General features: G+C 70.7%; 20 protein-coding genes and 1 riboswitch. Of the genes, 10 read left to right on the forward strand and 10 right to left on the reverse strand.

Annotated elements, in window-relative coordinates; genetic code table 11:
• A partial coding sequence (locus AC07D6_RS12020) for an acyl-CoA dehydrogenase family protein (RefSeq protein ID WP_479043570.1) occupies positions 1 to 381 on the forward strand: 381 nt, incomplete at its 5' end.
• 87 nt (positions 382 to 468) lie between these two features.
• On the opposite strand, the gene AC07D6_RS12025 is transcribed toward AC07D6_RS12020, so the two are convergent.
• The 5 genes from AC07D6_RS12025 to AC07D6_RS12045 are packed head-to-tail and all read right to left on the reverse strand — an operon-like array spanning position 469 to position 4,384.
• A complete protein-coding gene (locus tag AC07D6_RS12025) occupies positions 469 to 1,044 on the reverse strand; it encodes a GAF domain-containing protein (protein WP_315879657.1) in 576 nt (191 codons plus the stop codon).
• Positions 1,041 to 1,667: a GTP-binding protein gene (locus tag AC07D6_RS12030; protein WP_315879656.1), complete on the reverse strand. Its 627-nt coding sequence runs from the start codon at positions 1,665 to 1,667 to the stop codon at positions 1,041 to 1,043. The genes AC07D6_RS12025 and AC07D6_RS12030 overlap by 4 nt, the downstream gene beginning before the upstream one ends.
• Positions 1,645 to 2,016 carry a DUF742 domain-containing protein gene (locus AC07D6_RS12035; protein WP_315879655.1) on the reverse strand — a complete coding sequence of 124 codons (372 nt, stop codon included), beginning with the start codon at positions 2,014 to 2,016 and terminating at the stop codon, positions 1,645 to 1,647. The genes AC07D6_RS12030 and AC07D6_RS12035 overlap by 23 nt, the downstream gene beginning before the upstream one ends.
• 3 nt (positions 2,017 to 2,019) lie before the next feature.
• Positions 2,020 to 2,454, reverse strand: a complete 435-nt coding sequence (locus AC07D6_RS12040; RefSeq protein WP_315879654.1) for a roadblock/LC7 domain-containing protein — start codon at positions 2,452 to 2,454, stop codon at positions 2,020 to 2,022.
• A gap of 7 nt (positions 2,455 to 2,461) precedes the next feature.
• Positions 2,462 to 4,384 carry a sensor histidine kinase gene (locus tag AC07D6_RS12045; protein WP_479043572.1) on the reverse strand — a complete coding sequence of 641 codons (1,923 nt, stop codon included), beginning with the start codon at positions 4,382 to 4,384 and terminating at the stop codon, positions 2,462 to 2,464.
• A gap of 1,004 nt (positions 4,385 to 5,388) precedes the next feature.
• On the opposite strand from AC07D6_RS12045, the gene AC07D6_RS12050 reads away from it, so the two are divergent.
• From AC07D6_RS12050 to AC07D6_RS12080, 7 genes are all read left to right on the forward strand, one after another.
• Positions 5,389 to 8,997 (forward strand): LamG-like jellyroll fold domain-containing protein, encoded by a 3,609-nt coding sequence (locus AC07D6_RS12050; protein WP_479043574.1) that lies wholly within the window; start codon positions 5,389 to 5,391, stop codon positions 8,995 to 8,997.
• A gap of 592 nt (positions 8,998 to 9,589) precedes the next feature.
• Positions 9,590 to 16,033, forward strand: a complete 6,444-nt coding sequence (locus tag AC07D6_RS12055) for an RHS repeat-associated core domain-containing protein (RefSeq protein WP_479043575.1) — start codon at positions 9,590 to 9,592, stop codon at positions 16,031 to 16,033.
• A gap of 34 nt (positions 16,034 to 16,067) precedes the next feature.
• Complete coding sequence (locus AC07D6_RS12060) at positions 16,068 to 16,445, forward strand: hypothetical protein (protein WP_479043576.1); 378 nt, start codon at positions 16,068 to 16,070, stop codon at positions 16,443 to 16,445.
• Between the two features lie 178 nt (positions 16,446 to 16,623).
• On the forward strand, positions 16,624 to 17,043 hold the full coding sequence (locus AC07D6_RS12065) for a polymorphic toxin type 30 domain-containing protein (protein ID WP_479043579.1): 420 nt from the start codon (positions 16,624 to 16,626) through the stop codon (positions 17,041 to 17,043).
• Entirely contained in the window at positions 16,961 to 17,317 is a 357-nt protein-coding gene (locus tag AC07D6_RS12070; RefSeq protein ID WP_479044052.1) for a hypothetical protein, read from the forward strand. The genes AC07D6_RS12065 and AC07D6_RS12070 overlap by 83 nt, the downstream gene beginning before the upstream one ends.
• 666 nt (positions 17,318 to 17,983) lie before the next feature.
• Positions 17,984 to 18,394, forward strand: a complete 411-nt coding sequence (locus AC07D6_RS12075; RefSeq protein ID WP_479043582.1) for a hypothetical protein — start codon at positions 17,984 to 17,986, stop codon at positions 18,392 to 18,394.
• Positions 18,373 to 18,783: a M48 family metalloprotease gene (locus tag AC07D6_RS12080; RefSeq protein WP_479043584.1), complete on the forward strand. Its 411-nt coding sequence runs from the start codon at positions 18,373 to 18,375 to the stop codon at positions 18,781 to 18,783. The genes AC07D6_RS12075 and AC07D6_RS12080 overlap by 22 nt, the downstream gene beginning before the upstream one ends.
• 341 nt (positions 18,784 to 19,124) lie before the next feature.
• Here the strand turns inward: AC07D6_RS12080 and AC07D6_RS12085 are convergent, their stop codons facing one another.
• Positions 19,125 to 20,315, reverse strand: coding sequence for an MBL fold metallo-hydrolase (locus AC07D6_RS12085; protein ID WP_479043587.1), 1,191 nt, complete (start codon positions 20,313 to 20,315; stop codon positions 19,125 to 19,127).
• Between the two features lie 119 nt (positions 20,316 to 20,434).
• On the opposite strand from AC07D6_RS12085, the gene AC07D6_RS12090 reads away from it, so the two are divergent.
• The gene (locus tag AC07D6_RS12090; RefSeq protein ID WP_479043590.1) at positions 20,435 to 21,043 is read left to right on the forward strand and encodes a TetR/AcrR family transcriptional regulator; all 609 of its coding nucleotides are present in this window, start codon (positions 20,435 to 20,437) and stop codon (positions 21,041 to 21,043) included.
• A 251-nt stretch (positions 21,044 to 21,294) separates the two neighbouring features.
• Here AC07D6_RS12090 and AC07D6_RS12095 read toward each other — a convergent pair whose 3' ends face one another.
• Together AC07D6_RS12095 and AC07D6_RS12100 are read right to left on the reverse strand one after the other, a co-directional pair.
• Positions 21,295 to 22,071, reverse strand: coding sequence for an SGNH/GDSL hydrolase family protein (locus tag AC07D6_RS12095; RefSeq protein WP_315881165.1), 777 nt, complete (start codon positions 22,069 to 22,071; stop codon positions 21,295 to 21,297).
• A 161-nt stretch (positions 22,072 to 22,232) separates the two neighbouring features.
• The gene (locus tag AC07D6_RS12100) at positions 22,233 to 23,216 is read right to left on the reverse strand and encodes a M23 family metallopeptidase (RefSeq protein WP_479043593.1); all 984 of its coding nucleotides are present in this window, start codon (positions 23,214 to 23,216) and stop codon (positions 22,233 to 22,235) included.
• Positions 23,217 to 23,220: 4 nt separating this feature from the next.
• Positions 23,221 to 23,376, reverse strand: a riboswitch (cyclic di-AMP (ydaO/yuaA leader).
• A 584-nt stretch (positions 23,377 to 23,960) separates the two neighbouring features.
• Here AC07D6_RS12100 and AC07D6_RS12105 point away from each other — a divergent pair.
• Positions 23,961 to 24,773: a tyrosine-protein phosphatase gene (locus tag AC07D6_RS12105; protein ID WP_315881140.1), complete on the forward strand. Its 813-nt coding sequence runs from the start codon at positions 23,961 to 23,963 to the stop codon at positions 24,771 to 24,773.
• A gap of 20 nt (positions 24,774 to 24,793) precedes the next feature.
• Here the strand turns inward: AC07D6_RS12105 and AC07D6_RS12110 are convergent, their stop codons facing one another.
• Entirely contained in the window at positions 24,794 to 24,949 is a 156-nt protein-coding gene (locus AC07D6_RS12110) for a DUF6126 family protein (protein WP_391654380.1), read from the reverse strand.
• Between the two features lie 18 nt (positions 24,950 to 24,967).
• Entirely contained in the window at positions 24,968 to 25,579 is a 612-nt protein-coding gene (locus AC07D6_RS12115; protein ID WP_315881141.1) for an XRE family transcriptional regulator, read from the reverse strand.
• Between the last annotated feature and the right edge of the window lie 33 nt (positions 25,580 to 25,612).

The raw sequence follows: 25,612 nt of genomic DNA on the forward strand, positions 1-25,612 counted from the left end.
CCGCTGCACGCGCTGCCCTCGGTGAAGCTGAAACTGGGCCAGTTGCAGTCACGGCTGATGACCGCCCGGCTCACCGCCTACCACGCCGTGCACCTACTGGACCAGGGGCTGCCCTGCGACGCGGAGCTGATGAACGCGAAACTCGTCAACGTCGAATGGGCCCTGGACTCGGCACGCAACGCGATGGAGATCCACGCGGCGGCCGGACTGTTCACCGACCGACCCATCGAACGCTACCTGCGCGACGCCCACCACCTCTTCGCCCCGGCCGGCACCTCCGACGTCCAACTGCTGCGACTCGCGGAAGTGGCACTCGGCACGACGAAGGGCCAGTGGTCAAAACGACTCGCGGACGTCGTACGGATGGAGCCGGTCCCGTAGCCGGACCGGACCGGGGCGCGGCCCGGATCCGGACACGCGGCGTCCCCGAGGGTCCCGTGCACCCTCGGGGACGCCGCGCGGAACGCGTCAGACGCGGCTGTCCTCGCGGCGGTGGATCTGCTCCACCAACTCCGCCGCGAGCGACTTGATGGTCTCCAGGCCGGCCCGCCCCCACGGCCGGGGCTCGGTGTCCACGACGCAGATCGTGCCCAGGGTCGTGCCCGTGCGGTCGATGAGCGGCGCGCCCAGGTACGAGCGGATGCCGATCTCGTCGACGACCGGGTTCCCGGCGAACCGCGGGTAGTCGCAGACGTCCTCCAGGACCAACGCCTTGCGGCGGACCACCACGTGCGGGCAGTAGCCGTGGTCGCGGGCCATGTAGCGGCCGACCGCGCCGCCGGCCGCGGCGAGGTCCGGACCGGAGTGGGTGCCCGAGTGCGTGCCCGTCGGAGTGTGCAGGCCGGCGAAGAACTGCCGGTTCTCGTCGATGAAGTTGACCATCGAATAGGGCGCGCCGGTCACCTCGGCGAGCCGGTCGGCGAACGCGTCGAACGCGGGCTCGGGGCGTTCCCCCAGGCCCAGTTGGCGGAGCCGCCGCACGCGGGCGGGCGCCTCCTGGTCGACGGGGGTGAGGAGGAGGTGCCCGGTCGGGTCGTAGGTCATGCGGGTGCTCCGTAGCTCGGCGCCGGTGCCGGGGCCGGATCGGTGGTCAGCAGGTGCTGGACCAGGGTGACGAGGGTCTGGGTCCCCGAGGCGGCGACCCGGGCGTCGCACAGCACGACCGGCACCTCCGGCCTGAGGTCGATGGCGGCGCGCACCTCTTCGGGGTCGTAGCGGTAGGCGCCGTCGAACTCGTTGACGGCGACGACGAAGCGGATGCCGCGCCGCTCGAAGAAGTCCACGGCCGAGAACGACTCCTGCAGGCGGCGCGTGTCGGCGAGGACGACCGCGCCGAGGGCCCCCTCGGACAGCTCGTCCCACATGAACCAGAAGCGTTCCTGGCCGGGGGTGCCGAACAGGTACAGCACGTGCCGCGGGTCGAGGCTGATGCGGCCGAAGTCCATCGCGACGGTCGTGGTGGTCTTCGACTCGATGCCGTCCAGGCGGTCGGTGGCGGCGCTCACCTGGGTGAGCAGTTCCTCCGTGCTGAGCGGTTCGATCTCGCTCACCGCGCCGACGAAGGTCGTCTTGCCCACCCCGAAGCCGCCCGCGACGAGGATCTTCAGGGCGGTCGGGAAGACGTCCTCGGTCACGGCCCGGGGTTCAGAGCCGTCGTCGTAGGCCATCGAGCACTGCCTCCAGCAGGGAACGGTCGGTGGTGTGGTCGTGGGGTCGGGGTTGCCGCGCGGTCAGCGCTCCGCAGTCCACCAGGTCCGAGAGGAGCACCTTGGTGACGACCGCGGGCAGACGCAGGTGCGCGGCGATCTCCGCGACGGACGTCGGCCCCTCGCACAGGCCGAGGGCCGTGGTGTGCTCGGGGCCGAGGGGCGCCGGCGGCGCCGCCCCGGTGGCCATGACGAGCGACAGCAGGTCGAGCGCGGCCGTGGGCCGGGTGCGGCCGCCGCTCACCGTGTACGGGCGGATGAGGCGGCCGGCCGCGTCGTCGAGCCACGGCCCGTCCTGTCGGAACGGCATGGCTCAGCGCCCCGGGGCGGCGGGCACGGCGGCCGTCCGCCGGGCCGGTGTGACGAGGTACGGCCGGACGCTCTTGACCAGCATCGCCATCTCGTACCCGAGGACCGCGGCGTCCGTGCCCCGGCCCGCGACGACGGCGAGGCAGGTGCCGGAGCCGGCGGTGGACACGAACAGCAGGGTGTTGTCGAGTTCGACGACGACCTGGCGGACCTCGTCGCCGTCGCCGAAGCGGGCTCCGGCGCTGCGGCCGAGCGAATAGAGGCCGGAGGCCAGGGCCGCCATGTGGTCGGCGCTGTCGGGGTCGAGGCCGTGCACCGATTTCACCAGGCCGTCCGAGGAGAGCAGAACCGCGCTGCGGGTGTGGGGGACCCGCTGGACCAGGCCGCCGAGCAGCCAGTCGAGATCGGGGGCGTGGCCGTTCGGCACATCGCTCGCCATGGTGCATCTACTCCTTGTGGGCTTCGTCTTGTCGCTGCGGTTCGACGGGGCTGGCGGACGGGGCGGGGAAGGGCGGCGGCATGGCCTCGGCGAGGCCGATGCCGCGCTGGAACGCCGCCATCAGTCCCGGGTCGTGCAGGGCGTGGTCGTCGTGGTGGCGCCGGACGGGCTCGTCGCGCAGTTGCGGTACGAGGTGCTCCTGGGCGCGCCGCTTGGGCAGCCGGGGGCGTCCGTCCTGGCCGTGGCCGGGGTCGTCGGCGGGGGGCGGGGGCGGTTCCGCGGCGGGCCGTACCGGCTCGGGGCGGATCGGGTCGGGGCGGGCCGGCGGGGATGGCGCGTGGTCCGCGGGGACCGGCTGGTACCGCGCCGGTTCGGGACGGGCCGGCCCGGGGTGGGTCGGTTCGGGACGGGCCGGTCCGGGGTGGGTCGGGGCCACGGGGTTGTGCGGGTCGGGGCGTTCGCCGCGTACGGGGAGGGGCGCCGGCCCCTGTCCCGCCCGGGGCGCGGGGGCCGCGTGGCGCGGTTGGCGCGGCAGGCGGTCGCCGGCGGTGACGGGCGCCCGTACGGGGCCGGGGGCCGCGTACGGGACGGGGATCGCCGCCGGTGGGGCCCCGGTCGGTACGGCGCCCACCGGCGTGGCCGTCGCGTCGCCGGGCGTGCCGGGCCGCGGCCGGCCGGGTTGGTGCGGGTTGGCCGGATCGGCGCCGAGGAGGCCCTGCGGGATGACCAGGACGGCCTGTACGCCGCCGTAGATGTTGGACTGGAGGCGTACGGCGATGCCGTGCCTGCGGGCCAGGGCGGAGACGACGTACAGACCGATCCGGCCGTCCTGGAGCAGGTGCGCCACGTTGACCTGGTCGGGGTCGCAGAGCAGGGCGTTCATCTTCTCCTGCTCGGCGTGCGGCATGCCCAGGCCCCGGTCCTCGACCTCCACGGCGAGCCCGGCCGTGACGTACTGGGCGCGGAGCAGGACCGTGGTGTGCGGGGCGGAGAACAGCGTGGCGTTCTCGACGAGTTCGGCGAGGAGGTGGATGACGTCGGCGACGGCGTGGCCGCGCAGGGTGCCGTCGATCGGCGGGACCAGCTTGACGCGGGGGTACTGCTCGACCTCGGCGATGGAGGAGCGCAGGACCTCGGTCATGGTGACCGGGTTCGACCACTGGCGGCGCGAGATGGCGCCGCCGAGGACGGCGAGGTTCTCGGCGTGGCGGCGGACGCGGGTCGCGAGGTGGTCGACGTGGAAGAGGCCCTTGAGCAGCTCGGGGTCCTCGACCGCGTTCTCCAGCTCGTCGAGGAGCTGGATCTCGCGGTGGACGAGGGACTGGAGGCGCCGGGCGAGGTTGACGAAGACCTCGACCTTCTGTTCGTCGCCGACGCTGCTGGAGAGGCGGGACGCCTGGACGACGGCCGTGACGGCGGCGTCGTGGGCGCGGCCGATCTCGTGGCCGAGCAGGTCGAGGTCGTCGCCGCCGGGGGCGGGCGGAGGGGTCTGCCGGGCCGGTGGCCGTTCGCCGCGGCGCAACTGTTCGACGATGCCGCGCAGTTCGTTCTGGTGGCGCACGGCGGTGCGGCGCAGGGCGTTGCAGCGGTCCAGTACGGAGCGGGCGGCGCGGTCGGCGCCGAGCGCCGCGGTGGCCACGGCCGCCACGGCGAGGGCGGCGGCGCCGACCAGGACCGCCCAGAGCGTGGCGGTGGGCCGGGCTCCGGTGGAGTGCAGGGTGAACAGGACCGCGACGGTGCCGCCGAGCGCGGCCACGGCGGCCGGCAGCACGGAGACGCGCAGCAGACGCGGACGTATGCGCGCGTCCGGAGGGGGCGTGACCGGGTGCGGGCCGCCGGGGTGCGGCAGGATGCGGGCGCCTGACCGGCCGTGCCGCCCGCCGCCCTCACGGCGGTCGGGCCGCGCGGCGGGTGCGCGAAGTGGAGACATCAGTGTCCTTGGTACGTGGGTCCCAGGGAATCGGTGCATTTCGGTACCGAACGGATATTTGACATCGCGTGAAGAGGACCAGCCACTCGCCCGATGAGCTCACCGTTCATCACCGGACACACACGGTAGTCGCCAACCGTTCACGGACGGTGGGCTGTTGTCAAACTCGCCCGCAGCTCGTCCCGCTCTGGTATGAGGGGTCGCACGGATGCCCGATGCCCGGGAAGCGCGTTCCGGACGCCCCGGCCACTTGCCGCGCGGCACACCGGACAGCCCGGTACGGGTGTGCGCCGGGCTGCCGGGAGCCCCCCGGCGGGGACGCGGCGGTGGGGACGTCCGCGTGTGCGCCGGGCTGCCGGGAGAACCCTCTCCCCCAGTCGGACGAGTCCGACGCCCGTGCCGGCCGCAGCCCTGGCGGAGGGCGCCCGTCGGCTCGCGCGCGACTTCCGATCCGGACGCCCTTCCCGCGGCGCCGTACGCGTTCGCCGACGACCACGTGGCCCCGCGCCATCGGATGGGACGACCCCGGAACCGACAGACGGCGAACTGCCGCGCCGCGCGACCGCCCGGGACCCGCCCGGCTTCCCCTCCGCCCGGCACCGGCCCGTGCCTCACCCCCGCCACGCGTGGAGCAATGACCTCCGCAGCTCAAAGGCGACCGCGTTGACCGTGCCGGGCCCCGGGTCAGGGTGGGGCACAACGCTCCCCGGGCCGTCCCGAACCGGGACCACCACCCGCAGTGCGTCGGCGACCGGCTTTCGGGAGGGCCGCGATCACCCCGCGATCGAGCGGACCGCCGACCGGAAGCGGAGCCGACCAGCCGTGCATCCTCCCCCTCTGCACAGTTCCGATCCTCACGTGTGGCCTAGGCCACGTGGCCATCTTGAGGAACTTTCCTCCCCTCAGCACATATGTCCTGATCCAGATCCCTAGGCAGAGTGACACCGAGCGGGTAGGTTCCCACGGCTAATGATCTTCATGAAATCTCCAGAAAGTGACTGCGCATGATGCGACGCAGGCATCGCGGGGGAGCGATGCGTGGGAGAGCCGCTGCCGCGGCGCTGGTGATCCTCCTGGGTGGTGCCGGTGCCGAGAGCGCGGTGGGGGCCGAAGCGACCGAAACGCCGACACCCGCATCGGAAGTGCCCCCACCGGTGTCTTCCGAACCCGCGGACGAACCGGGGCGAGGCAAGGCGTTCTGGCAGGATGACGGCCCACCGATCGAGTCGGAGGAGCAGAAAGCTTCCCGTAGAGCCGTCGAGTCGGGACAGCGCGTCGAGGTCACAGGGCTCACCACGTCCACCGGGCAAGTGTTCGCCAACAGTGACGGCACCTTCACCGCCGTCTCCTCTCCCGTTCCCGAGCGCGTGCGCAAGGACGGCGAGTGGACGGCCGTCGACACCACGTTGAGTGTGGCGCCGGACGGCTCGGTCAGGCCGAAGTCGGCTGAGGACATCGTGCTGTCAGGTGGTGGTGACGACCCGCTGGCGCGGCTGCGACTGGGAGGAACCGAGTACGCGATCACCGCTCCCTGGGGGCTCCCTGAGCCGGTGCTCGACGGATCGTCCGCGATCTACAAGTCGGTACTACCGGATACCGACGTGGTGGTGCAGACGCACGCTGACGGCTTCAGCTATCACTTGGTGCTGCGCACTCGAGCTGCGGCGGCCAACCCCGCGTTGAAGTCGCTGCGTTTCCCGATCACCACCAAGGGGTTGACCGCGCAGTCGTCCCCTTCGGGCGCTGCCACGTTCGTGGACGCTTCCGGCCAAGCCGTTGTGTCGAGCAGCTCCGCCCTCATGTGGGATTCGGCTCCGGCACCCGCATCGACGGCCGTGACCAGCCGACAGAGCAGTACCGTTGAGCGGACCAGTGCCGGCAGTGCCCCGCTCAACCCCGGCGCCGGCTCTCGGACAGCGGTCATGGACGTCACCGTCACCGACGAGACATTGTCCATCGCCCCGGACCATGAATTCCTCCAAGACCCTTCGACGGTCTACCCGGTGGTCCTTGACCCGCCGTCCTTGAAGGCCTCACTGACCGGATGGACCACGGTCTGGTCCGACTCCGCAAGTACCAGTTTCTGGAAGACCAAGCATGCTCTTGGCGTGGGCTACGACGCCTACGTGGACAACAAGAAGGTGCGCTCCCTCTTCCAGTTCGACACCAGGTCCGTCGCCGGCAAGAAGATTCTCGGGGCAACCTTCACGTCCTACGCCATTTGGTCCGCGAACTGCGAGAAGCGCGACGTCGGCCTATACCGGACTGGAACCATCTCCAGTTCAACGACCTGGAGTAATCAGCCGTCCTGGTCCGCCCAGGTCGACACCGTCTCAGCGGCCAAGGGTCACTCGTCCAGCTGTCCGGACGGCGACATCGAGTTCGACGCCACGGCCGCCGTCGCCTACACGGCGAAGGCGAAATCGACGACGACCACTCTGGGACTGCGAGCGAGCGAGTCGGACCCGATCGCCTGGAAGCAGTTCATGTCGCCCCTGGACGACCGGGCCACCACGGATCGCAAGCCGCGCCTGTCCATCACTTACGTGACACCACCGACCAGCAAGCCCTCCACGGTGAAGATGTCCGATCCCAACATTTCCTGCTCGGCCTCCACCAGCCCCGCGTTCATTCGGGACGACACGCCGCGGCTGACGGCCACGCCGATCTCGACTGACGGATCGAACGCCAGTCTGCGTCCGAACTTCGAACTGTACAAGGGCAGCAGCACCACACCCACCGTCCTCAAGCCGAGTACGTGGACCGCCAGTGGAACAGCGGGCACCTCGGTCACGGCAACGCTGTCCAAGGACACGACGTACAAGTTCCGCGCGCGGACGGAATACAAGTACACCTACGGGGGTGCGACTAATTACCTGTACGGCCCCTGGTCCGCCTACTGCTACTTCGAAGTGGACCCCGGAGGTCCTCCCCAGCCCAGCGTCACGTCGACCGCATACCCCGAGTGCGCCGGGACCGATTGCTCAGTCGGCAGCGAACACGGCGGAGTCGGTACCCCCGGAAAGTTCGTGATCACGGCCAACGCCTCTGACGTGCGCCGCTATGACTGGTGGCTCAACGGCGTCAAGCTGGACAGCAAGCAATTCTCCGCGAACACGCCCTCATACGAGATATCGGTGACTCCGGACAAGCGGCTGACCAATACCTTGCGGGTACAGACCTTTGACAACGCCGGCTATCCCAGTGCCCACAAGGACTACCTGTTCAAAGTAGGCCGCCCCGCCGATCCCGCCGCCACCTGGAAACTCGACGAAGGCACCGGGACTGCTGCGGCCAACGCGCACAGCAGCACCCACCCCCTGACCTTGAACCAGTCCTCCTGGGTCCCCGAAGCGAGGAACGGCGCAGGACTGGCAGGTGCCGGCACCGCGTTCTGGGCGGGCACCCAGGCTCCTGTGGTAGACACTGCGAACAGCTTCGCCGTCGCCGCATGGGTCCGCCTCAAGGAAAAGCAGCAGACCACTGTGCTCCAGCAGCGGGGTGTCAATGTCGGCGCCTTCCAGTTGTACTACTCCACCAGTTACGACCGTTGGATCTTCAACCGGTACGCCACGGACCAGACCAGCGACGCCACGACCATCGTTCGGGCTGTGTCCGCACGGCCGCCCGTCCTCGGCGCCTGGACCCACCTGCTGGGCGTCTACAACAAGGGAACCGGCAAGATCCAGCTCTATGTGAACGGGCAACTGGAGGCGGAAACGCCCTTCACCACACCATGGGCCTCAAACGGCCCCATGGAGATCGGACGCTGGCGTACCAGCACGCAGATGTACGCGGATGTCGACCATGTCCAGGCATGGAAGCGCGTGGTCTACCCGTCCGAGCTGAACGCGCTGGTCAACGTCGAGGACCCCGGGACGGGACACCCCCAGCCCGAACTCCTGGCTCACTGGGAGATGAACGAGGTCTCCGGCACCACTGCAGCCGACAGCACCGGGCGAGGCAACTCCCTTTCCCTTCAGTCAGGCGCGTCCTTCGCAGCCAGCGATGAATTCGGTCACGAAACCGTCATGGCTCTCAACGCGGATTCCGAAGGGCACGCCACCGCCTCAGCGGTACTGGACAACAGTGGCAGCTTCTCCGTAGCCGGATGGGTCAACCTCTCAGCGGACTCGAAACTGGAGGACCTCACCAGCGCCCACTCGCCCACCGTCTTCTCCCACCCGGGCACCCAGCGGGACGCGTTCCGCCTGTGGTACCGGCAAGAAGCAGGCGAAGCAGTCGGGGACTGGAACTTCGGCCTGTTCACCAATGACGTCCTCGGAGGGTCGGGCGCCATGACGACCTCCGACGAGGTCAACTCGCCCAGCGGCTGGGTACATGTGGTCGGCGTCTTCGACTCGGCCGCGCAGTCGATCAAGCTCTATGTCACCGGTGAGCGGCAAGGCGACGAGGACGGCGCTTTGTACAAGGGCGTCTTCCAGCCGACCGGACCGCAGATGATCGGGCGAGGGCGCCGCCACGACAACGGCCAGTGGGGCAACCTCCTGCCGGGCCGCCTCGATGACCTGCGCGTCTACGCCGGAGTGCTGTCAGAAGCCGAAATCACCAGGCTGTCCACCGTGGACGAGCCTCCGGTGCCCATCGAGTGACCCCTGCCCGTCCCTTCCCCTTGCGACAGGGCAGCGGTGCGCCGGGCTCGGCTCGGCGCACCGCTGGACGAGAACACGGGTAGCGCGAACGCAAAGACCGCGGCTTCCGTGCGGCATCGGGCACACCGACGCCGCACGGAGGCCGCCGCTCCCAGCGGCGCCGGCGTGGTCACCATGCCGTTGGACGTGACTTCCACCCCCGCACTTCGAGTGCGACCTCATTGATATTCCGGGAGCGAATTCCGGGAAGGCTGTCGCAGCTGATCCCCTTTCCAGGACACCAAAGCCGAGTCGCGACAGCGGCCGACCAGAACCGTACGAGGCACACACGCTCTGAAATTTATCCAGGGCACTTCCATGCCGCGTATGCAAAAGGAAAGAAGATCCGCCCGGCGACCGTCGGCGACTCGCCAGTCGCACTGACCGGCGTCAAGTTCAACCCTGCTCCATCAGCATAAGCCCAGACCGGCGACCATCCGGGCAACAGCCTCGAAAAATCGCCGTCACCAAGAATGCGGAGAAACCTTTGACCGGCACAAGACCAGTGCTGCGATCATGGTCCTGGAGAAAGGCCAGCCGCCGCCGAATAGCGGTGGTCGTCTTTCCCTTGACCACGGCCATCGTCACCACGTTGCTGGGCGCGGCCCCAGCCCAGAAATTCGAGCGTGACCCCAGCGCCTTGTCAAAGCCCGACTTCGGCAAGGCGGAACCCTTCCGGGCCGGGCACAAGCAGATCTCCGATCCCACGCGTGAGGCCGTGGCCAGGACGCGTGCGCGAGCCACCCAGAAGGTCGTGTGGCCTGGCTCCGGTGCCGCGAGCGCCAGCGTTCCGGCCACACCGCACACCGATGCCAGGGTGGGCGACCTGCCGGTCAGCGTCGGGCAGCCGCTTCCCGGGAAGGCGCGCAAGGCCGCGACGGCCAAGGCGGGTTCGTCCTCCCCCGCAACCGGGCCGGCACCCGCCAAGGTCGAGGTGCGGTTCCTCGATCGTGCCAGGACGGCGAAGCTCGGTATCGACGGCGTCGTACTCGCCGTGCGCCGTGCGGACGGCAAGGCCGACCCGTCCGGGCTGTCCGTCGCTCTCGACTACAGCGGCTTCGCCCACGCCTACAGCGGCAACTGGGCCTCGCGCCTGCGGCTGGTCCAGCTTCCGGCCTGTGCCCTCACCACCCCCGAGGAACGGGCGTGCCGCACCACCACGCCCGTCCCGTCCTCGAACGACACGGCAGGTCAGACCGTCACCGCTCAGGTGACCACACCGAAGACCGCCACCTCTCGAGCCGGTAGCGCCAGCGCATTCACGGTTCTCGCGGCCTCGGCCGGCACGTCCTCGGACCAGGGCACGTACGAGGCGACCCCGCTGTCGCCGTCGGCGACCTGGGCGGGGGGCGGGTCCAACGGCGACTTCACCTGGTCGTACCCCATGGACGTCGTACCGGCCCCGGCCGGCCCCACACCTTCGGTGGCGATCGGCTACTCGGCGCAGAGCGTCGACGGCCGCACCTCCTCCACCAGCGCCCAGCCGTCGTGGGTCGGTGAGGGCTTCGACCTGCCGACCTCCTACATCGAGCGCTCCTACGGCTCGTGCGACGACGACGGCCAGGACAAGAAGTACGACCAGTGCTGGAAGGAGGACAACGCCTCCATCGTCCTGAACGGCAAGTCCAGCAGCCTGATCCTGCTCGACAAGGCCAAGGGCACCTGGCGCCTCCAGGGGGACGACGGCGAGCGCGTCGTGCGCACCACCGACGCGGTCAACGGCGATGACGACGGCGAGCACTGGACCGTCACCACCACCGACGGCACCCAGTACGTCTTCGGCAAGAACCGGCTGCCCGGCTGGACCAGCGGCAAGCCCGAGACCAACTCGGTGTGGACCGTCCCGGTCTTCGGTGACGACTCCGGCGAACCCGGCTACGACGCCGGCAGCAGCTTCTCCGCCCGCGCCAAGACCCAGGCGTGGCGCTGGAACCTCGACTACGTCGTCGACCCGCACGGCAACGTCATGACGTACTGGTACGACAAGGAGCTGAACCACTACGCCAAGAACGGCACCACGGGCAACGGCACGGAGTACGTCCGCGGCGGTTACCTGAAGCGCATCGACTACGGCCAGCGCACCGACACGGTCTTCTCCACCACGCAGCCGGCCGCGGCCCGGGTGGAGTTCACCGTCGCCGAGCGCTGCGTCCCGGTGAGCGGCGGGGAGACCTGCACCACGCTGACCGAGGCCAACCGCAACGCCTGGCCGGACGTCCCGTACGACCAGATCTGCAAGAAGGACACCGTCTGCACCGACCAGCCGGCCCCGTCCTTCTTCTCCCGCAAGCGCCTCACCGGTGTCACCACCCAGGTCTACAAGGGCACGGGCACCGGTGCCGACACCGACTACCGGGACGTCAACCACTGGACCCTGGACCAGTCCTTCCCCGACCCCGGTGACGGCTCGAACGCCGGCCTGTGGCTGAAGTCCATCCAGCACACCGGCAAGGTGGGCACCCCCATCGCCCTGCCGGCCATCACCTTCTCCGGCATCCAGCTCCACAACCGCGTCGACAAGACCGGCGACGACATCCCGCCGTTCATCAAGTGGCGCGTCCGCACGGTCACCTCGGAGACCGGTTCCGTCCTCACGGTCAACTACTCGGATCCCGAGTGCATCGCGGACACCAATGTCCCCACCGCGCTCGACAAGAACACCAAGCGCTGCTACCCGGTGAAGTGGATCCCGCCGTCCAACCCCACGGGGGGCACCAACCCGCAGCCGCGCACCGACTGGTTCCACAAGTACGTCGTCACACAGGTCACCGAGTCCGACCCGACCGGCGGCGCGCCGCTGAAGCAGACGGACTACACGTACCACGGCGGCGGTGCCTGGGCGTACGACGACCAGTCGCCCATCACCCCGGCCAAGTACCGCACGTGGGGCATCTGGCGCGGCTTCCAGAAGGTCACCACCACCACCGGCGAGGCCGCGGGCGTCCGCTCCAAGACCACTTCCCTGTTCTACCGGGGCATGCACGGCGACAAGCAGCTCGACGGCACCACCCGCACGGAGACGGTCACCGACTCCACGGGCACGTCGGTGAACGACGAGGAGCAGTACGCCGGCCAGGTGCGCGAGGCCATCACGTACAACGGCACCACCGGCGGCGAGGTCTCCGGCACGATCACCACACCGTGGTCGCAGAACACCGCCGCCGCCACCCACTCCTACGGCACGGTGCACGCGTACATGACCCGTACGGGCAAGGAGGTCAAGCGCACGCCCGTCACGGGCGGTACGCCGATCACCTCCACCAGCACGACGACGTACGACACGCAGAACGGCCTGCCGCTCACCGTGGAGACCGAGGGCGGCGGGGTCAAGGACTGCACGCGGACCGAGTATGCCAAGAACGCGACGGACTGGATCCTCACCGCCGTGAAGCGGGTCGAGAAGGTCTCCGTCGGCTGCGGCGTCACGCCGAACCGGACGGGAGACCCGAAGACGACCCACGTCGTCTCCGACGTGCGCACCTCCTACGACGGGCAGGCGTACGGCGTGGCCCCGACCAAGGGCGACGTCACCGCGCAGCAGCGCGTCACGGGCTACAGCGGCAGCACGCCGCAGGTGCAGACCGTCCTCACCGCGAAGTACGACGCCCTGGGGCGACTGACCGACCAGTGGGATGCCGACGGCACCCGCACCAACCACATCGACTACACGCCGGCCGCCGGTGGGCCGCTGACCGGCAAGAAGGAGACCAACGCCCTCGGGCACACGGTGACGACGGAGATCGCGCCCGACTGGGGTTCGAACACGGTCAGCATCGACCCGAACGGCAAGCGCACCGAGAGCGCCTACGACGCCCTCGGCCGCCTGACCGACGTCTGGCTCGCCGACCGTGACCGTGCCGGGGGGCAAGCCCCGAACCGGAAGTTCGAGTACAAGATCCAGAAGGGTGACGCCTCCTGGGTGGCCACCAAGTCGCTCAACAACGACGGCACCACGTACCAGACCGCGTACGCCATCTACGACGCCCTGCTCCGACCCCGCCAGACGCAGTCGCCCGCTGCGGTGGGCGGTGGTCGCGTCATCGCGGAGACCAAGTACGACACCCGTGGCCTCGAGGTCGAGTCCTCGGTGGACTACATCGACACCACCGCTCCGTCCGGTGAGCTCGCCACCCTGTTGACCGCCTCCCCCGCCGGCACCCGGAAGGTCTACGACGGCGCCGGCCGGCCCACGGCCGAGATCACCCTCGTCCACGAGAAGGAGCACTCCCGGACCACCACGACGTACGAGGGCAACGCGACGACGGTCGAACCGCCGGCCGGCGCGTCCGCCGTGCGCGAGGAGGTCGACAGCCGTGGCCGCCTCGCCGAGAAGAGGGAGTACGAGGGCAACAAGGCGACGGGTGCCTACACCCGGCTCACCTACACCTACGGTCGCGCCGACCGACTGGCCACGGTGAAGGACAGCGACGGCAACACCTGGGGGTACGAGTACGACTTCCTCGGCCGGACCGTCGCGACGAGCGACCCGGACGCGGGCACCAGCCGCACCGAGTACAACCACCTCGACCAGGTGAGCGTCACCGTCGACTCCCGGAACAACATCCTCAGCCACACCTACGACCTGCTCGGGCGGCCGACCGGCCGGCTTTCGGGGCGCATCCCGGTCGTCAACGGCGTGCCGACGATCGACGACTCCAAGTACCTGGCCCGCTGGTCGTACGACACGATCGCCCTCGGGCAGCCGACGTCCTCGATCCGGTACGAGGGCGGCAAGGGCGGCAAGGTGTACGCGACGACCAATGCCGCCTACGACCCGCTCTACCGGGTGCTGAAAGAGCAGTACACCATCAGCACCAGTGAGGGTGCGGTAGCCGGCACCGGCACGTACACCATCACCAACGCCTACAATCTGGATGGAACGCCACAGAAGCGGACCATCCCGGCCATGGGCGGACTCGCCCAGGAAGTGCTCACCTACGGCTACAACGACCAGCGCCTGCCCACCACCCTGCAGGGCCTGACCGGCATCGTCCGCGGGACGGACTACCTGCCGGCCGGAGAGCGCATCCGCGTCACCCTGGGCGTCTCCTCCACCGCCAAGTGGACGGAGATCAACACTTCCTACGAGGACGGCACCAAGCGTCTCGCCCGGCAGACCGTCGTGTCGGAATCCAACAGCGGCACGGACTCGGACACGTACTACCGCTACGACCCGGCCGGCAACCCGGTCGAGATCGACGACCGCTCCACCACCACGGGCGACAAGCAGTGCTTCACCTACGACGGGCACCGGCGCCTGAAGAGCGCGTGGACCGCCAAGACGGACTGCGCGACAGCACCCACCGCGGCGGGCGTCGGAGGGCTCGCGCCGTACTGGAAGTCGTACACGTACGACAGCGCCGGCAACCGCAAGACCGTGACCGACCACCTGGCCACGGGCGGCGCCGCCACCACGACCTACGCCTACGACCACACCGCCACCGACGGCACGGCCCGTCCGCACCTGCTGGCCTCCACCACGACCAGCCCGGCGGACCCGTCGAAGCCGGCCACGAGCTACACGTATGACGCGTCGGGCAACACCAAGACCCGCACGATCGGAGGCAAGACCCAGAACCTCGAATGGGGGCCGGAGAACAACCTCGTCAAGGTGACCGAGGCGAACAGCACCGAGACCTCGTTCCTCAACGACGCCAACGGCAACCGGCTCATCCGGCGCGACGCCACGGGCACCACCCTGTACCTCGGCGAGACCGAGCTGCGCCACGACAAGGCGACCGGCAAGGTCGAGGCGACCCGGTACTACTCGCACGGCGGCCAGGTCGTCGCGGTGCGCACCCCGCAGTCGCTGACCTGGACGAGCGCCGACCACAACGGCACGGCCAACGTGCAGATCGACGCGACGACCCAGGTGGTCACGCGCCGGCACTCACAGCCGTTCGGTGAGACGAGAGGCACCCAGCCCGCCAAGTGGGCCGGCGACAAGGGCTTCGTCGGCGGCACGCAGGACCCGACGGGTCTGACCCACCTCGGCGCCCGCGAGTACGACCCGACGACCGGTCGCTTCATCAGCGCCGACCCGGTCGCGGATCTGAAGGACCCGCAGCAGATCAACGGTTACGCCTACAGCAACAACAACCCGGTCGCCTTCGCGGACCCGGACGGCAAGTTCTTCCTGTCGTTCATCTTCGCGGTCATCCGGCTGATCAGGGCGGTCATCCGGTACGTGGCCGCGGCCGTCCACACGACGTACCGGCAGAACTCCAGCCACCGTGCGTCCAGGAGCGGGTCACGTGCCGGGCTCTCGGCCACCGGCAGCGCGAGCTTCGCCTCCGGCAGCACCGACAGCTGCCCCGCGATCCAGCGGAACTACGGGATCTGCAACAACAAGGAACCCGAGAACCCGAAGTCGCTGGGCCAGACGCTCAAGGACATGGCAGGAGGCATCGGCGACTTCTTCGCCGGCAGCGCCGACGCCATCGAGTACGCCACCGAACCGTGGTGCTGGTTCGGCGCGGACTGCGGCGTCCAGGAGACGTACCGCGAGAAGGCCAAGGACGCCGGAGTCGAAGTCGGCTCCAAGGAGTACAAGGACACGGCCGAGGCCGCCGAGACGGTTTCGTGGCTGGCCGGCGGATTCGGTGCCCTGAGAGCCCTCATCAAGAAGGCCCTCAAGGGCGGAACAAAGGCCCCGGACGCACCCAAGGCAGCGCCCCCCGTCCCGGGTCCGGCACTGTACGGTGCGGAAGGCAAACAGCTCGGTAAGAAGTGGGGTAAGCATGCCACCGACTACGGCAAGCATCCCGGTGACACTGCTGCCCGCCAGTGGTACGGCGAGCGCATCAAGGAAGTGCGTGGGGCTCCTGACGAAGTGAGGCAGGGCGCGTACCGGCCCGGCCAGGGCGGCGCCGACGACTACTGGTTCTACAAGAAGGACAACGACTTGCTCATCACGAAGAATGATGGGGAATTCGTCTCCATGTTCCCGCTGAGCGGTCCGAACAAGTGGTACGAAAACGCCGATAATAAGTACTGAATTCCCCGACGTCACATGGGACAGGAGACGCAACTTGGGTGTCAGTGATATCTTCGCCGAAAAGCGGGTGACCCGTGTGGCCGAAGTGGTCAACGAGGACGACGAAATCGTCGGCCTGCAGGTGACCACGGCTTCCGGCGAACGCTTCGTTCTCACCGACTGGACCGACTGGACCCTCCGGGTAGACACCCGCGGCGACGACGAGCTGCCCGACTACTTCTGGCCGCCCGAAGAGCATTCTTTGAACACTGTCTTCGAAAGCCGAGATGGAGCGGTCGTCACCTCGGTCCGGGAGCACGTGGACGAGATGGGAGACGTCATCGGCTTGTACCTGAGCATCGAGAGCTTCGGGGACTTCTCAGTCCATGCGGACGCGGAAGGGTTCTCCTGGAAGCGGGGGGCCGACGTCTGACACTCCGGCAGCCGCAGGAGACCCTCTCCCCTCGAAAGCGCCTGCTCAAGATTCGATGAGATCGGGCAGCAGTCCCCTCTCTTCCAGGTGCGCACGACCAAGGGGTGGCCGCAGGACTGCGGCCACCCCTTGGTCTCCCCGTCCTGGATCCGGCCGATTCAGCAACAGCGCCAACCCCATGAGCATAATTCCAAAGAATGCCGTGAAGGAGGCCTGGACGGAGCAAGCCGGAGGCGTGGCTCAGGGTGTGAAGTGGAAGTGGAAGGATGATGTCACAGGGAAGACGGTCCGCATGCGCGTACACGCCGCTGACCCCAAGGCACCGGCTGGGAGCAACGCGGCCAAGGGGGACATCTACCGAATCCAGATCGGCAACCAGTATCAGGATGTATCGGGCCATCTGTGGCACAAGAACGTCCACAACGAGAACAGCCCGCACTACAACTCCGCGGGTGCCAATGCGACCCACATTCCTTGGCCAAGCCAGCACCCGCGCCCTTCGTACAACTGTGACCATGCGCATCGAGCGCAAGCACCTCGTGACGCTCATCAACGAGCTCACGAGCCCCGACCCCCGGGTACGGTCTTCGGCCAGTGACCGGATTCAGGACTGGATGGACACCTTCTCCTCCGGCGACGGCAGATTGCTGTCCGAGATCCTGGCCATGGCTGCTTCCTGTGAGCCGGACAGGGAGTGCTTGGAAGCACAGTTGCACGCGCTTTCCGAGCTCGACACCGCGGAAAAGATCGGTGATGCGGATCTGTCGCCGCTCAAGTCGATCCCTGCCGAAAGGCTTCACGTGGAGCACAGGGATTACATGGATGACCTGGTCCCGTACTTGGAAGCGGACAGCGGTGACGCAACGGGTTGACCCAGCCCGAGGTCGGCCCGCCCGTCGTTCACGGACGGCCCACTGAGGAAAAGGCCCTCCCGCCCCGTACGGGGCTGGAGGGCCGCTCCGTGTCCGGAAAGGGCCGGGCCCGAGGGCCACCCTGAACCGCTCCGGGTTTGCTCGAGGCGGGCGGAAGCGCGTTCGCCCGGTGCTCGCAGCCGGACGTGGTCCCGGTTGTACTGCTGGTGGTGCTGGGGAAATTCGTGGCGGCAGCAGGGAGTGCGGACAGTGGCGCCGATCCCTGTACGAGACCGGCAAGGCTTCTGCGTCGAGACACCGGCGAGTGAGATCACCGTCCGGGACCACGAGGAGCCCTGCCGCGTCACGGCCCCCGGCCACCAGCCGTCACCGTCCGCGAACCACAGGATGAAAACGGCTCACTGAGTGATCTGGGGGAAGCCGCCGACCAGGGGCAGCGGGAGGCCGCACCGTACGGGGTTCCCGTGCCGGCACCCACCGGCCCGCCGTGTACACGTCTTGCACGTCAGCCTCCCGGTGGGTCATCTCCCGCTTCCCCCACAACTGTTGAACACGACCACTTGTGAGCCCGCCTCCCGCCGGCCGCGATCAGCCGCAGCACCCCCGTCACCGCACCCGATGCCGTCACCCGATATCCCGTGGGGCCCCTGCCCGAGAGGCTTGGCCTTGCGCGCGCTGCGCGCTCTCCTGCTGTTCGCCGGTTTCCACCTGCTCGGCGTCCTACTGCTGGCGGTACTCACCGGCATCGACCACCTGCTGCACCCGTACGCCCCGTCGAGCGTCGCAGTGAAGCCGTACCTCGTCTCCGTGTTCCTGGCGGTTCCGCTGGTCCGCGGCCTGTTCATGCTGCGCACGCCCAAGGCCGACGAACCCCCGGCCTGCCCGTCACGAAGGCCGACGAACCCGAGCCGTGGCGGACCGTACGGGAGCCGGCCGACCGGATCGGCACCCGCGCGCCGTCCCGCATCCCGCTGGTACCGGACGCCAACGCGGCCGTCGTCGAGGACGCCCGCCTGCTCGGCCTGCTGCCCGGCCAGCGCCGCCTCCACCTCGGCGTGCCCCTTCCCCAGGACCTGACGGAGGCCCAGCTCCGATCGGTCATCGCGCACGAACTGGGCCACTACTCCAACGCCGACACCCGCCTCGCCGCCCTCACCGTGCGCGGCCGCACCCAGACCCTGAACACCATCAGGCACGTCGAGGAGCGCGCCGGGAAGACCGCGGCCCGTGAACAGGCCCGGCAGGAGAAGAAGAGCGCCGAGGCCGCGGCCAAGGGCAGGAGGGCGGGCGAGGTCGACACCCGGCACGTGGACGTCACGTACCGCGCGATGGCCCGGATCCACACCGCGTACGCCAAGCCGTACTTCCGCGCCACGCTGGCCGGCGCCCGCGACCAGGAGTACGCCGCCGACGCGGCGGCCGCCCGGATCGCCGGCAGGGACGCCACCGCCCCGGCCCCGCCCTGACGGAGGGGGTGCGACGGTTCCGGCGTACGGCCGACCGGCCGGAACTGTTCAACGGCTCGATGGCCGCCCAGCTCGCGGACCCCAGCACCCCTCTGCACCGGGCGCCGGCCGCGTACACCCGGGCGCACCCGTTCCTGCCCGCGCTGCTCGTGCTCCCGCTGATCGCCCGCTTCGAGCACGACGAGTCCGACGACGCCGAGGGCGACCGCACGCCGGAGGTGTCCGAGGTCCGTTCCCGACCCCTTCGACGCGATGGCCCGTCGACGACTCGCAGGGCCCGCGCCCGCCCGGCTTCCACATGGTCGCCGGGGGTTCCGTCGCGCGCTCGGGTCCGCCCGCGGTCAGCCCTCGTCCACGAGGTCGAGTCCGTCGCGGGGTGCCACCGGAGCGGTCTCCGGGACGGGCCACCTGCGGGGCGGTGACGGGGACGCGTCCCGCCACCAGAGGTGCGCGGGGAGGTCGCCGGCAGGCTCGAAGGGCTGACCGGGGACGGGCAGGGCGACCGCCTGCCCCACGGCGGCTGCTGCCGCGACCGTCCACTCCCCCGGTTCGGCCCAGGGGTGCGGGGCGAGGTTGAACGTGGCCCAGTGGATGGGCAGCATCACGCCGGAGGGCCGGCCGCCCTGGAGGTCGAGGTGGGCGCGCAGGCCCTCGGCCGGCGTCATGTGGATGTCGGGCCAGAAGTCCGAGTACGCGCCGATCTGGATCATGGTGGCGTCGAACGGGCCGTGCGTCGCGCCGATGTCGTGGAAGCCGGGGAAGTAGCCCGTGTCGCCGCTGTGGTAGACGCGGTGCTCCGGGCCGGCGACGACCCAGGACGCCCAGAGCGTGTGCTGCCGGTTGCGCAGGCCGCGGCCGCAGAAGTGGCGGGCCGGGGTGGCCGTGAGCCGCACGTCGCGGATCCGCGTCGACTCGTCCCAGTCCAGCTCGCGCAGCCGGGAGGGGGCCACGCCCCAGCGCTCCAGGTGGGCGCCGACGCCGAGCGGGACGGCGAAGAGCGTGTCCGTCCCGGCCAGGGCGCGGATCGTGGGCAGGTCGAGGTGGTCGTAGTGGTCGTGGGAGATCACGACGACGTCGACCGGTCCCAGCGCGGCGAGCGGCAGCGGCACCGGGTGCAGCCGCTTGGGCCCGGCGAAGGAGAAGGGCGAGCAGCGGTCGCCCCAGACCGGGTCGAACAGGACGCGCAGGCCGTCGATCTCGGCGAACACGCTGGAGTGCCCCATCCAGGTCAGGCGCAGCCCGGAGGCCGGGGGCCGGGCCAGGTCGGCGGCCGTGGTCGGGTGGAGGGGCACGGGGCGGGCGGGGGCGCGGCGGACGCGTTCCTCCTTGCGGAAGTACGTCTTCGCGAACTCGGCGGCCGAGCCGGAGGGCCTGTGCCGGGTGGCGCCGGGGTTGCGGAAGGCGCCGTCCGCGAAGTTCGGCGAGCGGCGGATCCGTTCCAGCCGGTCCCCGGTGGCGTCCGCGCCGAAGGCGGCCGGCCGCAGGGAGAGGAACCGGGCGCGCAGCCGTCCGAGAGCGTCGTCGCCGGACACAGCACCTCCAGGGGGCTCGGGTCCTTCCATTATGAGCGGACGGTACGACAGGGCTGCGGGGCGGTGGGCGGGCGTCCGGGATACTGTCGCGTGCGAAGGGCGGAGGACGGGCGGATGACGTGACGAGGGTGCGGCTGTCGGCGGCCGAGCGGCGCGAGGAGCTGCTGCGGGCGACCGTCGCCCAGATCGAGGCGCGCGGCATGGCGGCGGTGCGGGTCGCGGACGTGGCGGCGGCGCTCGGGGTGAGCGGGGCGCTGGTCCTGTACCACTTCTCGACGAAGGAGAAGCTGGTCGCGGCGGCGTTCGCCCACGCGGCGGAGGGGGACTTGGCGGAGCTGCGCCGCGTCCTGGACCGGCGGGCCCCGGCGGCCCGGCGGCTGCGGGCGGCCGTGCGCTGGTACGTGCCGGGCCGGCGGACCCGGGGATGGCGGCTGTGGATCGAGTGCTGGGCGGCGGCTCCGCGGGAACGCGCGCTGCGGGAGGTCGCGGCGCGGCTCGACCGGCAGTGGAGGGCCGCGCTGGCGGAGGTGTTCGCGCAGGGAGCGGCGGCGGGCGAGTTCCGGTGCCCCGACCCGGAGGGCGCGGCCGGGCGGCTGACGGCGCTCCTCGACGGGCTGGGCGTCCGGATGACGGCGTACCGGGGGTCGTTGAGTCGTACGACGGTGCTGCGCTGGGCGGACGAGGCCCTGGAGCGGGAGCTGGGCGGGACCGGGGAGGGCGGGGCCTGAGCGGCCGGGGCGCACGCGTGGAGGCGGGTTCCCGGCGAACCGGCCGGGTCGGCCCGTACGGCGACCGCGGCGCGCGCGGAGGCGGAGCCGCCCCCCTGCGCGCGTGGCCGGCGGTGGGGCCGGGGCCGGACCGCCCCGTACGCGCGCGTGGCCGGCCGATCGGGGCCGGCACCGGCCTCCCCCCTGAGCGGACCGCCCCGTACGCGCGCGTGGCCGGCGCCCGCGCCCCGCTCGCCGTACCGGAGCGTCCGCTACAGCGGCAGCAGGTCCGGGCGCTTGGCCGAGATCCGGTCGCCGGAGCTCTCGCCGCGCAGACGGCGGCCGATCCAGGGGACGAGGTACTCGCGGGCCCACTGGATGTCGTCGCGCCGCTCCTCCAGGGTGCCGCGCGGCGGGAGCGGCGGCCACGGCTGGTCGGGGTCGGCCGGCACGTCGAGGCCGAGGAGCTGGGCGGCTCGCAGCGCGACCCGCGTGTGCCCCTCGGGCGACAGGTGGAGCCGGTCCGCGTCCCAGGCGCGGCGGTCCTGGACGGTCCTGAGCGACCACAGGTCCAGGACCGGGCAGCCGTACCGGTCGGCGATGGCCCGGACGTGGCTGTTGTACGTGGCGATCCTGCCGCGCAGGCGGCGCAGGACCGGGACGCCGCGCGTGTCGAATCCGGTGGTCACCACGACCGTGCCGATGACGGAGGTCAGGTCCGCGACCGCGCGTTCGAAGCGCGCGGCCACGTCGTCGGGGTCGCTGCCGGGCCGGATGATGTCGTTGCCGCCGGCGCAGAAGGTCACCAGGTCGGGGAGGAGCTCCTTGGCTCGGGGCACCTGCTCCTCCACGATCTGGTCGAGGAGCCTGCCGCGCACGGCGAGGTTGGCGTACCGGAACTCCCGGCCCTCCGGGAGCCGGTCGGCGAGCAGGACCGCGAGGCGGTCGGCCCAGCCGAGGAACCGCCCGTCCGGGCCCGGGTCCCCCACACCCTCGGTGAAGCTGTCGCCGATCGCCGTGTACGACCCGATCACGTCGTTCTCCCCCATCGTCGAATCGTCTGCCACGGCAGCACATCATCCACCGTGGGATGTGACCTACGCGACCGTAAGGAGGGGTTGACGGGGCGTGATCTCCGCCACCGCGCCGCTGCCCGGCACCCTCGCGGGGTGCCGGGCGGCGGCGGTTCGCGGTGACGCGCGCGTCAGGTTCAGATGCTGACGCCGTGGCTCCGGAGGTAGGCCAGCGGGTCGACGTCCGAGCCGTAGCTGGGGCTGGTGCGGATCTCGAAGTGCAGGTGCGGGCCGGTCGAGTTGCCGGTGGAACCGGACAGGCCGATCTGCTGCCCGCCGCCGACGGTCTGGCCGGCGGAGACGGAGAGGGAGGACAGGTGGGCGTACTGCGAGTAGTTGCCGTCCTCGTGCTTGATGACGACCTCGTTGCCGTACGCGCCGCTCCAGCCGGCGGAGACGACGGTGCCCGGGCCGACGGCCTTGACGGTGCTGCCGGAGGAGGCGGCGAAGTCGACGCCCGTGTGGTAGCCGGAGGACCACATGGAGCCGGAGGCGCGGTACGGGGTGGTGATGCCGGCGGAGACCGGGGCGGTGAAGCCGGAGCCGCTCTGCGCGGGCGTCTGGGTCTCGGCCGGGGCCTGGGTCTCGGCCGGGGCCTGGGTCTCGGCCGGGGCCTGGGTCTCGGCCGGGGCCTGGGTCTCGGCCTCGGCCGGGGTGTCGGCCGCGGGCTTCGCCTCGGCGGGGGCCTGGACCTCGGCGGGGGCCTGGGTCTTGGCGGCGGACCGGGAGGCGCGCTCGCCGCGGGAGTCGTCGGCCTTGGCGCCGAGGGTGAGCTTCAGGCCCGGGTGGATGAGCGCCGGGTCGTCGCCGATGGCCTCGCGGTTGTCGGCGTACAGCTTCTTCCAGCCGCCCTCGACGTTCTTGTTGTGGGCGATCTTCGCCAGGTAGTCGCCGGCGACGACGGTGTAGACGCGCGGCGCGGGCTTGGCGGTCCCGGCGGCGGACGCGACGGCGGCCGTCTGCGCGGGGGCGGCGGCCGGGGCCGCGGCGGGGGCGGCGGCGTGCGCGCCGGTCGCACCGAGGAGCGGGAGGGCGATGGCGGCACCACCCGTTCCGGCGGCGACGAAACCGCGCGTGAGCGGGCTGGACTTGATACGGCGGTGCTTACCCTTGGCGGGCATGGCGAATTCCTCTCCGGCGCCTGCGAGGTGAGCTGTCGGGTTCGGGCTGGAGCTGCCCGGCCGCGCGGGTGGCGCGACTTCACCCCGAGCCGTACGGGAATTCCCGTACGGCGGCCTACCTGGTTCCCCCGCTCCTGCCACACGTGGGTGGGTGCGAATTCCGGGGCGGCGGCAGGATTCGGCGATCCGCCCGGCTGGAACGGGACCGTAAACGAGTGGGGACGACGGGAACAAGCGGATGGTTGCCCCCGCTCATTCACGCCGGGGAATTCTTCGGGGAATTCCGGTCACCCTCCGTGGATTACGGATCATGAATTCCCGTGCGGCGCGGGGATTCCAGGCGGCGCCACCGGATACGATCCGTCACCTTTATGACGCTGCTCACGCGGTGGAGCCCATCCCCCTTGTTTCCAGGGCGCGTTATGACGTACTCCATCAATACGGACAGAAGCGACAGAATCTCTCTTACGTGATCATCGGATCAACAGCGACACAAGCGGACGATCATCGCGCCGAAGCCGCCTGGCTCCCCTGGGCGAACCACGCCGGAACAGGACGCGGCCACGGTGGGGAGCAGGGCGTCCCGCCACCCGCGCGCCACCGGCGGGACGGTGCGCCGCACCCACCCCGCGGCGACGCGAAGGGCCGGCACGCGGCGGATCCTTGCCCGGGGAAGCGATGTCGTATCGTCGGACCGCTACCTCGTCGGCGGCCGTCGCCGACGCCAGACACGGAGGAGCTCCCGTGACGCAGCAGCTGCCGTCCTTCCCGTCGACCGCCGAGCCGGAGCTGACCGGCGTCCGCAACTTCCGTGACGTGGGCGGGCTGCCGACCGTGGACGGGCGCCGGGTGCGGCCCGGGGTGCTGTTCCGCAGCGGGCACCTCGCGCACGCCACCGAGGAGGACGCGGCGTTCCTGACGTCGCTCGGGCTGCACACCGTCTTCGACTTCCGCAACGCCGCCGATCAGGCGCTGGAGGGCCCGGACGTGGAGCTGCCCGGGGTGCGTAACGTCAACATCCCGCTGACGGACCCGGCCGACGGCGCCGAGTTCTGGGGGATGGTCCGCAACGGCGACCTGGACCAGTTGCGGGACCTGCTCGGGGACGGCAAGGCGGCGGCGCGGATGCGGGCCGCCTACCGCGGCATCGTCGTCGAGCGCACCGCGGAGCACAGCCGGGTCCTGCACGCCCTCGCCGCGGACAGCGTGCCCGCGCTGATGCACTGCGCGGCGGGCAAGGACCGCGCGGGTCTGTCCGTGGCGGTGGTGCTGCTGGCGGTCGGCGTGGAGCGCGAGGCGATCGAGGCGGACTACCTGAAGTCGAACGACCCGCACCGCCGGTACAAGGTCCGCCGCAGCGACTCGTCGCCCGCCGGGATGTCCCCGGAGGTGATGGAGCTGCTCGGCCCGCTGTTCGACGCGCGCGCCGAGTACCTGCACACGGCGTACGCGACGATCGAGGAGACCTGGGGCTCCACCGAGCGGTACCTCGGCGAGGGGCTCGGTCTGAGCGGCGAGACCCGCGACCGGCTGCGCGAGCGCCTGCTCGACGTCTGAGGACCGCGCGGGCCGGGCGGCTACTGGTTCTGGCCGCCGAGCAGGAAGAGCAGGTAGAGGAAGGCCGCGAAGAGGTGGCCCGCGACCAGGTAGGCGAACAGCCGTATGACGAGGTTGCGGTTGATCCACCGCTCCTGGGTGCTGGGGATGGGGTTCGGGTTCTCCGGCTCGGACACGCGTACCTCTCGGTCGTCTCAGTGGCGCTGGGCGGGGCCGCCGCCGAGGCACAGGTCGGCGGCGGAGCTCTGCAGGAGGGTGTGGACGAACAGCAGCTCCGCCCCGTCGCGGGTGGCCGCGGCGATCCGGTGCGGGGTGAGCGAGTCGAAGTGGGCGCTGTCGCCCGGGTCGAGGACGTGCACGGCGTCGCCGAGCGCCAGCCGTACGCGCCCGGCGAGCACGTACAGCCACTCCTCGCCCGGGTGGACGCGGACCGCGTCGCGCAGCCCCGTGTACGGGACCTCCACGCGCAGCGCCTGCATGGCCCTGTTCGCCGCGCCCGCCTGGTGGTAGGTCCAGCCGCCGGCCTCGACCGGCTCGGCGCGGCCGGCGCGGACCACCGGGTCCGCGGCGTGGGCCGCCTCGCCGAGCAGCTCCGACACGGTCGTACCGTAGGTACGGGCGAGCCCGAGCAGCATCGGCAGCGACGGCTGGCGGCGGCCGGTCTCCAGGCGGGACAGGTGGGCCGGGGAGAGCCCGGCGCGCCGGGCGGCCGCCTCCAGGGTCAGGCCCCTGCGGCGGCGCAGGGCGCGCAGTTGGGGCGCGACGTCCGGCAGCGCGTCGGCCGGCTCGCCTTCGACGGTCGTCATGCGTCCATTGCGCCAGGAAATTTCCCGGGGGGC

The organism is Streptomyces sp. NPDC045287 (assembly GCF_056432325.1).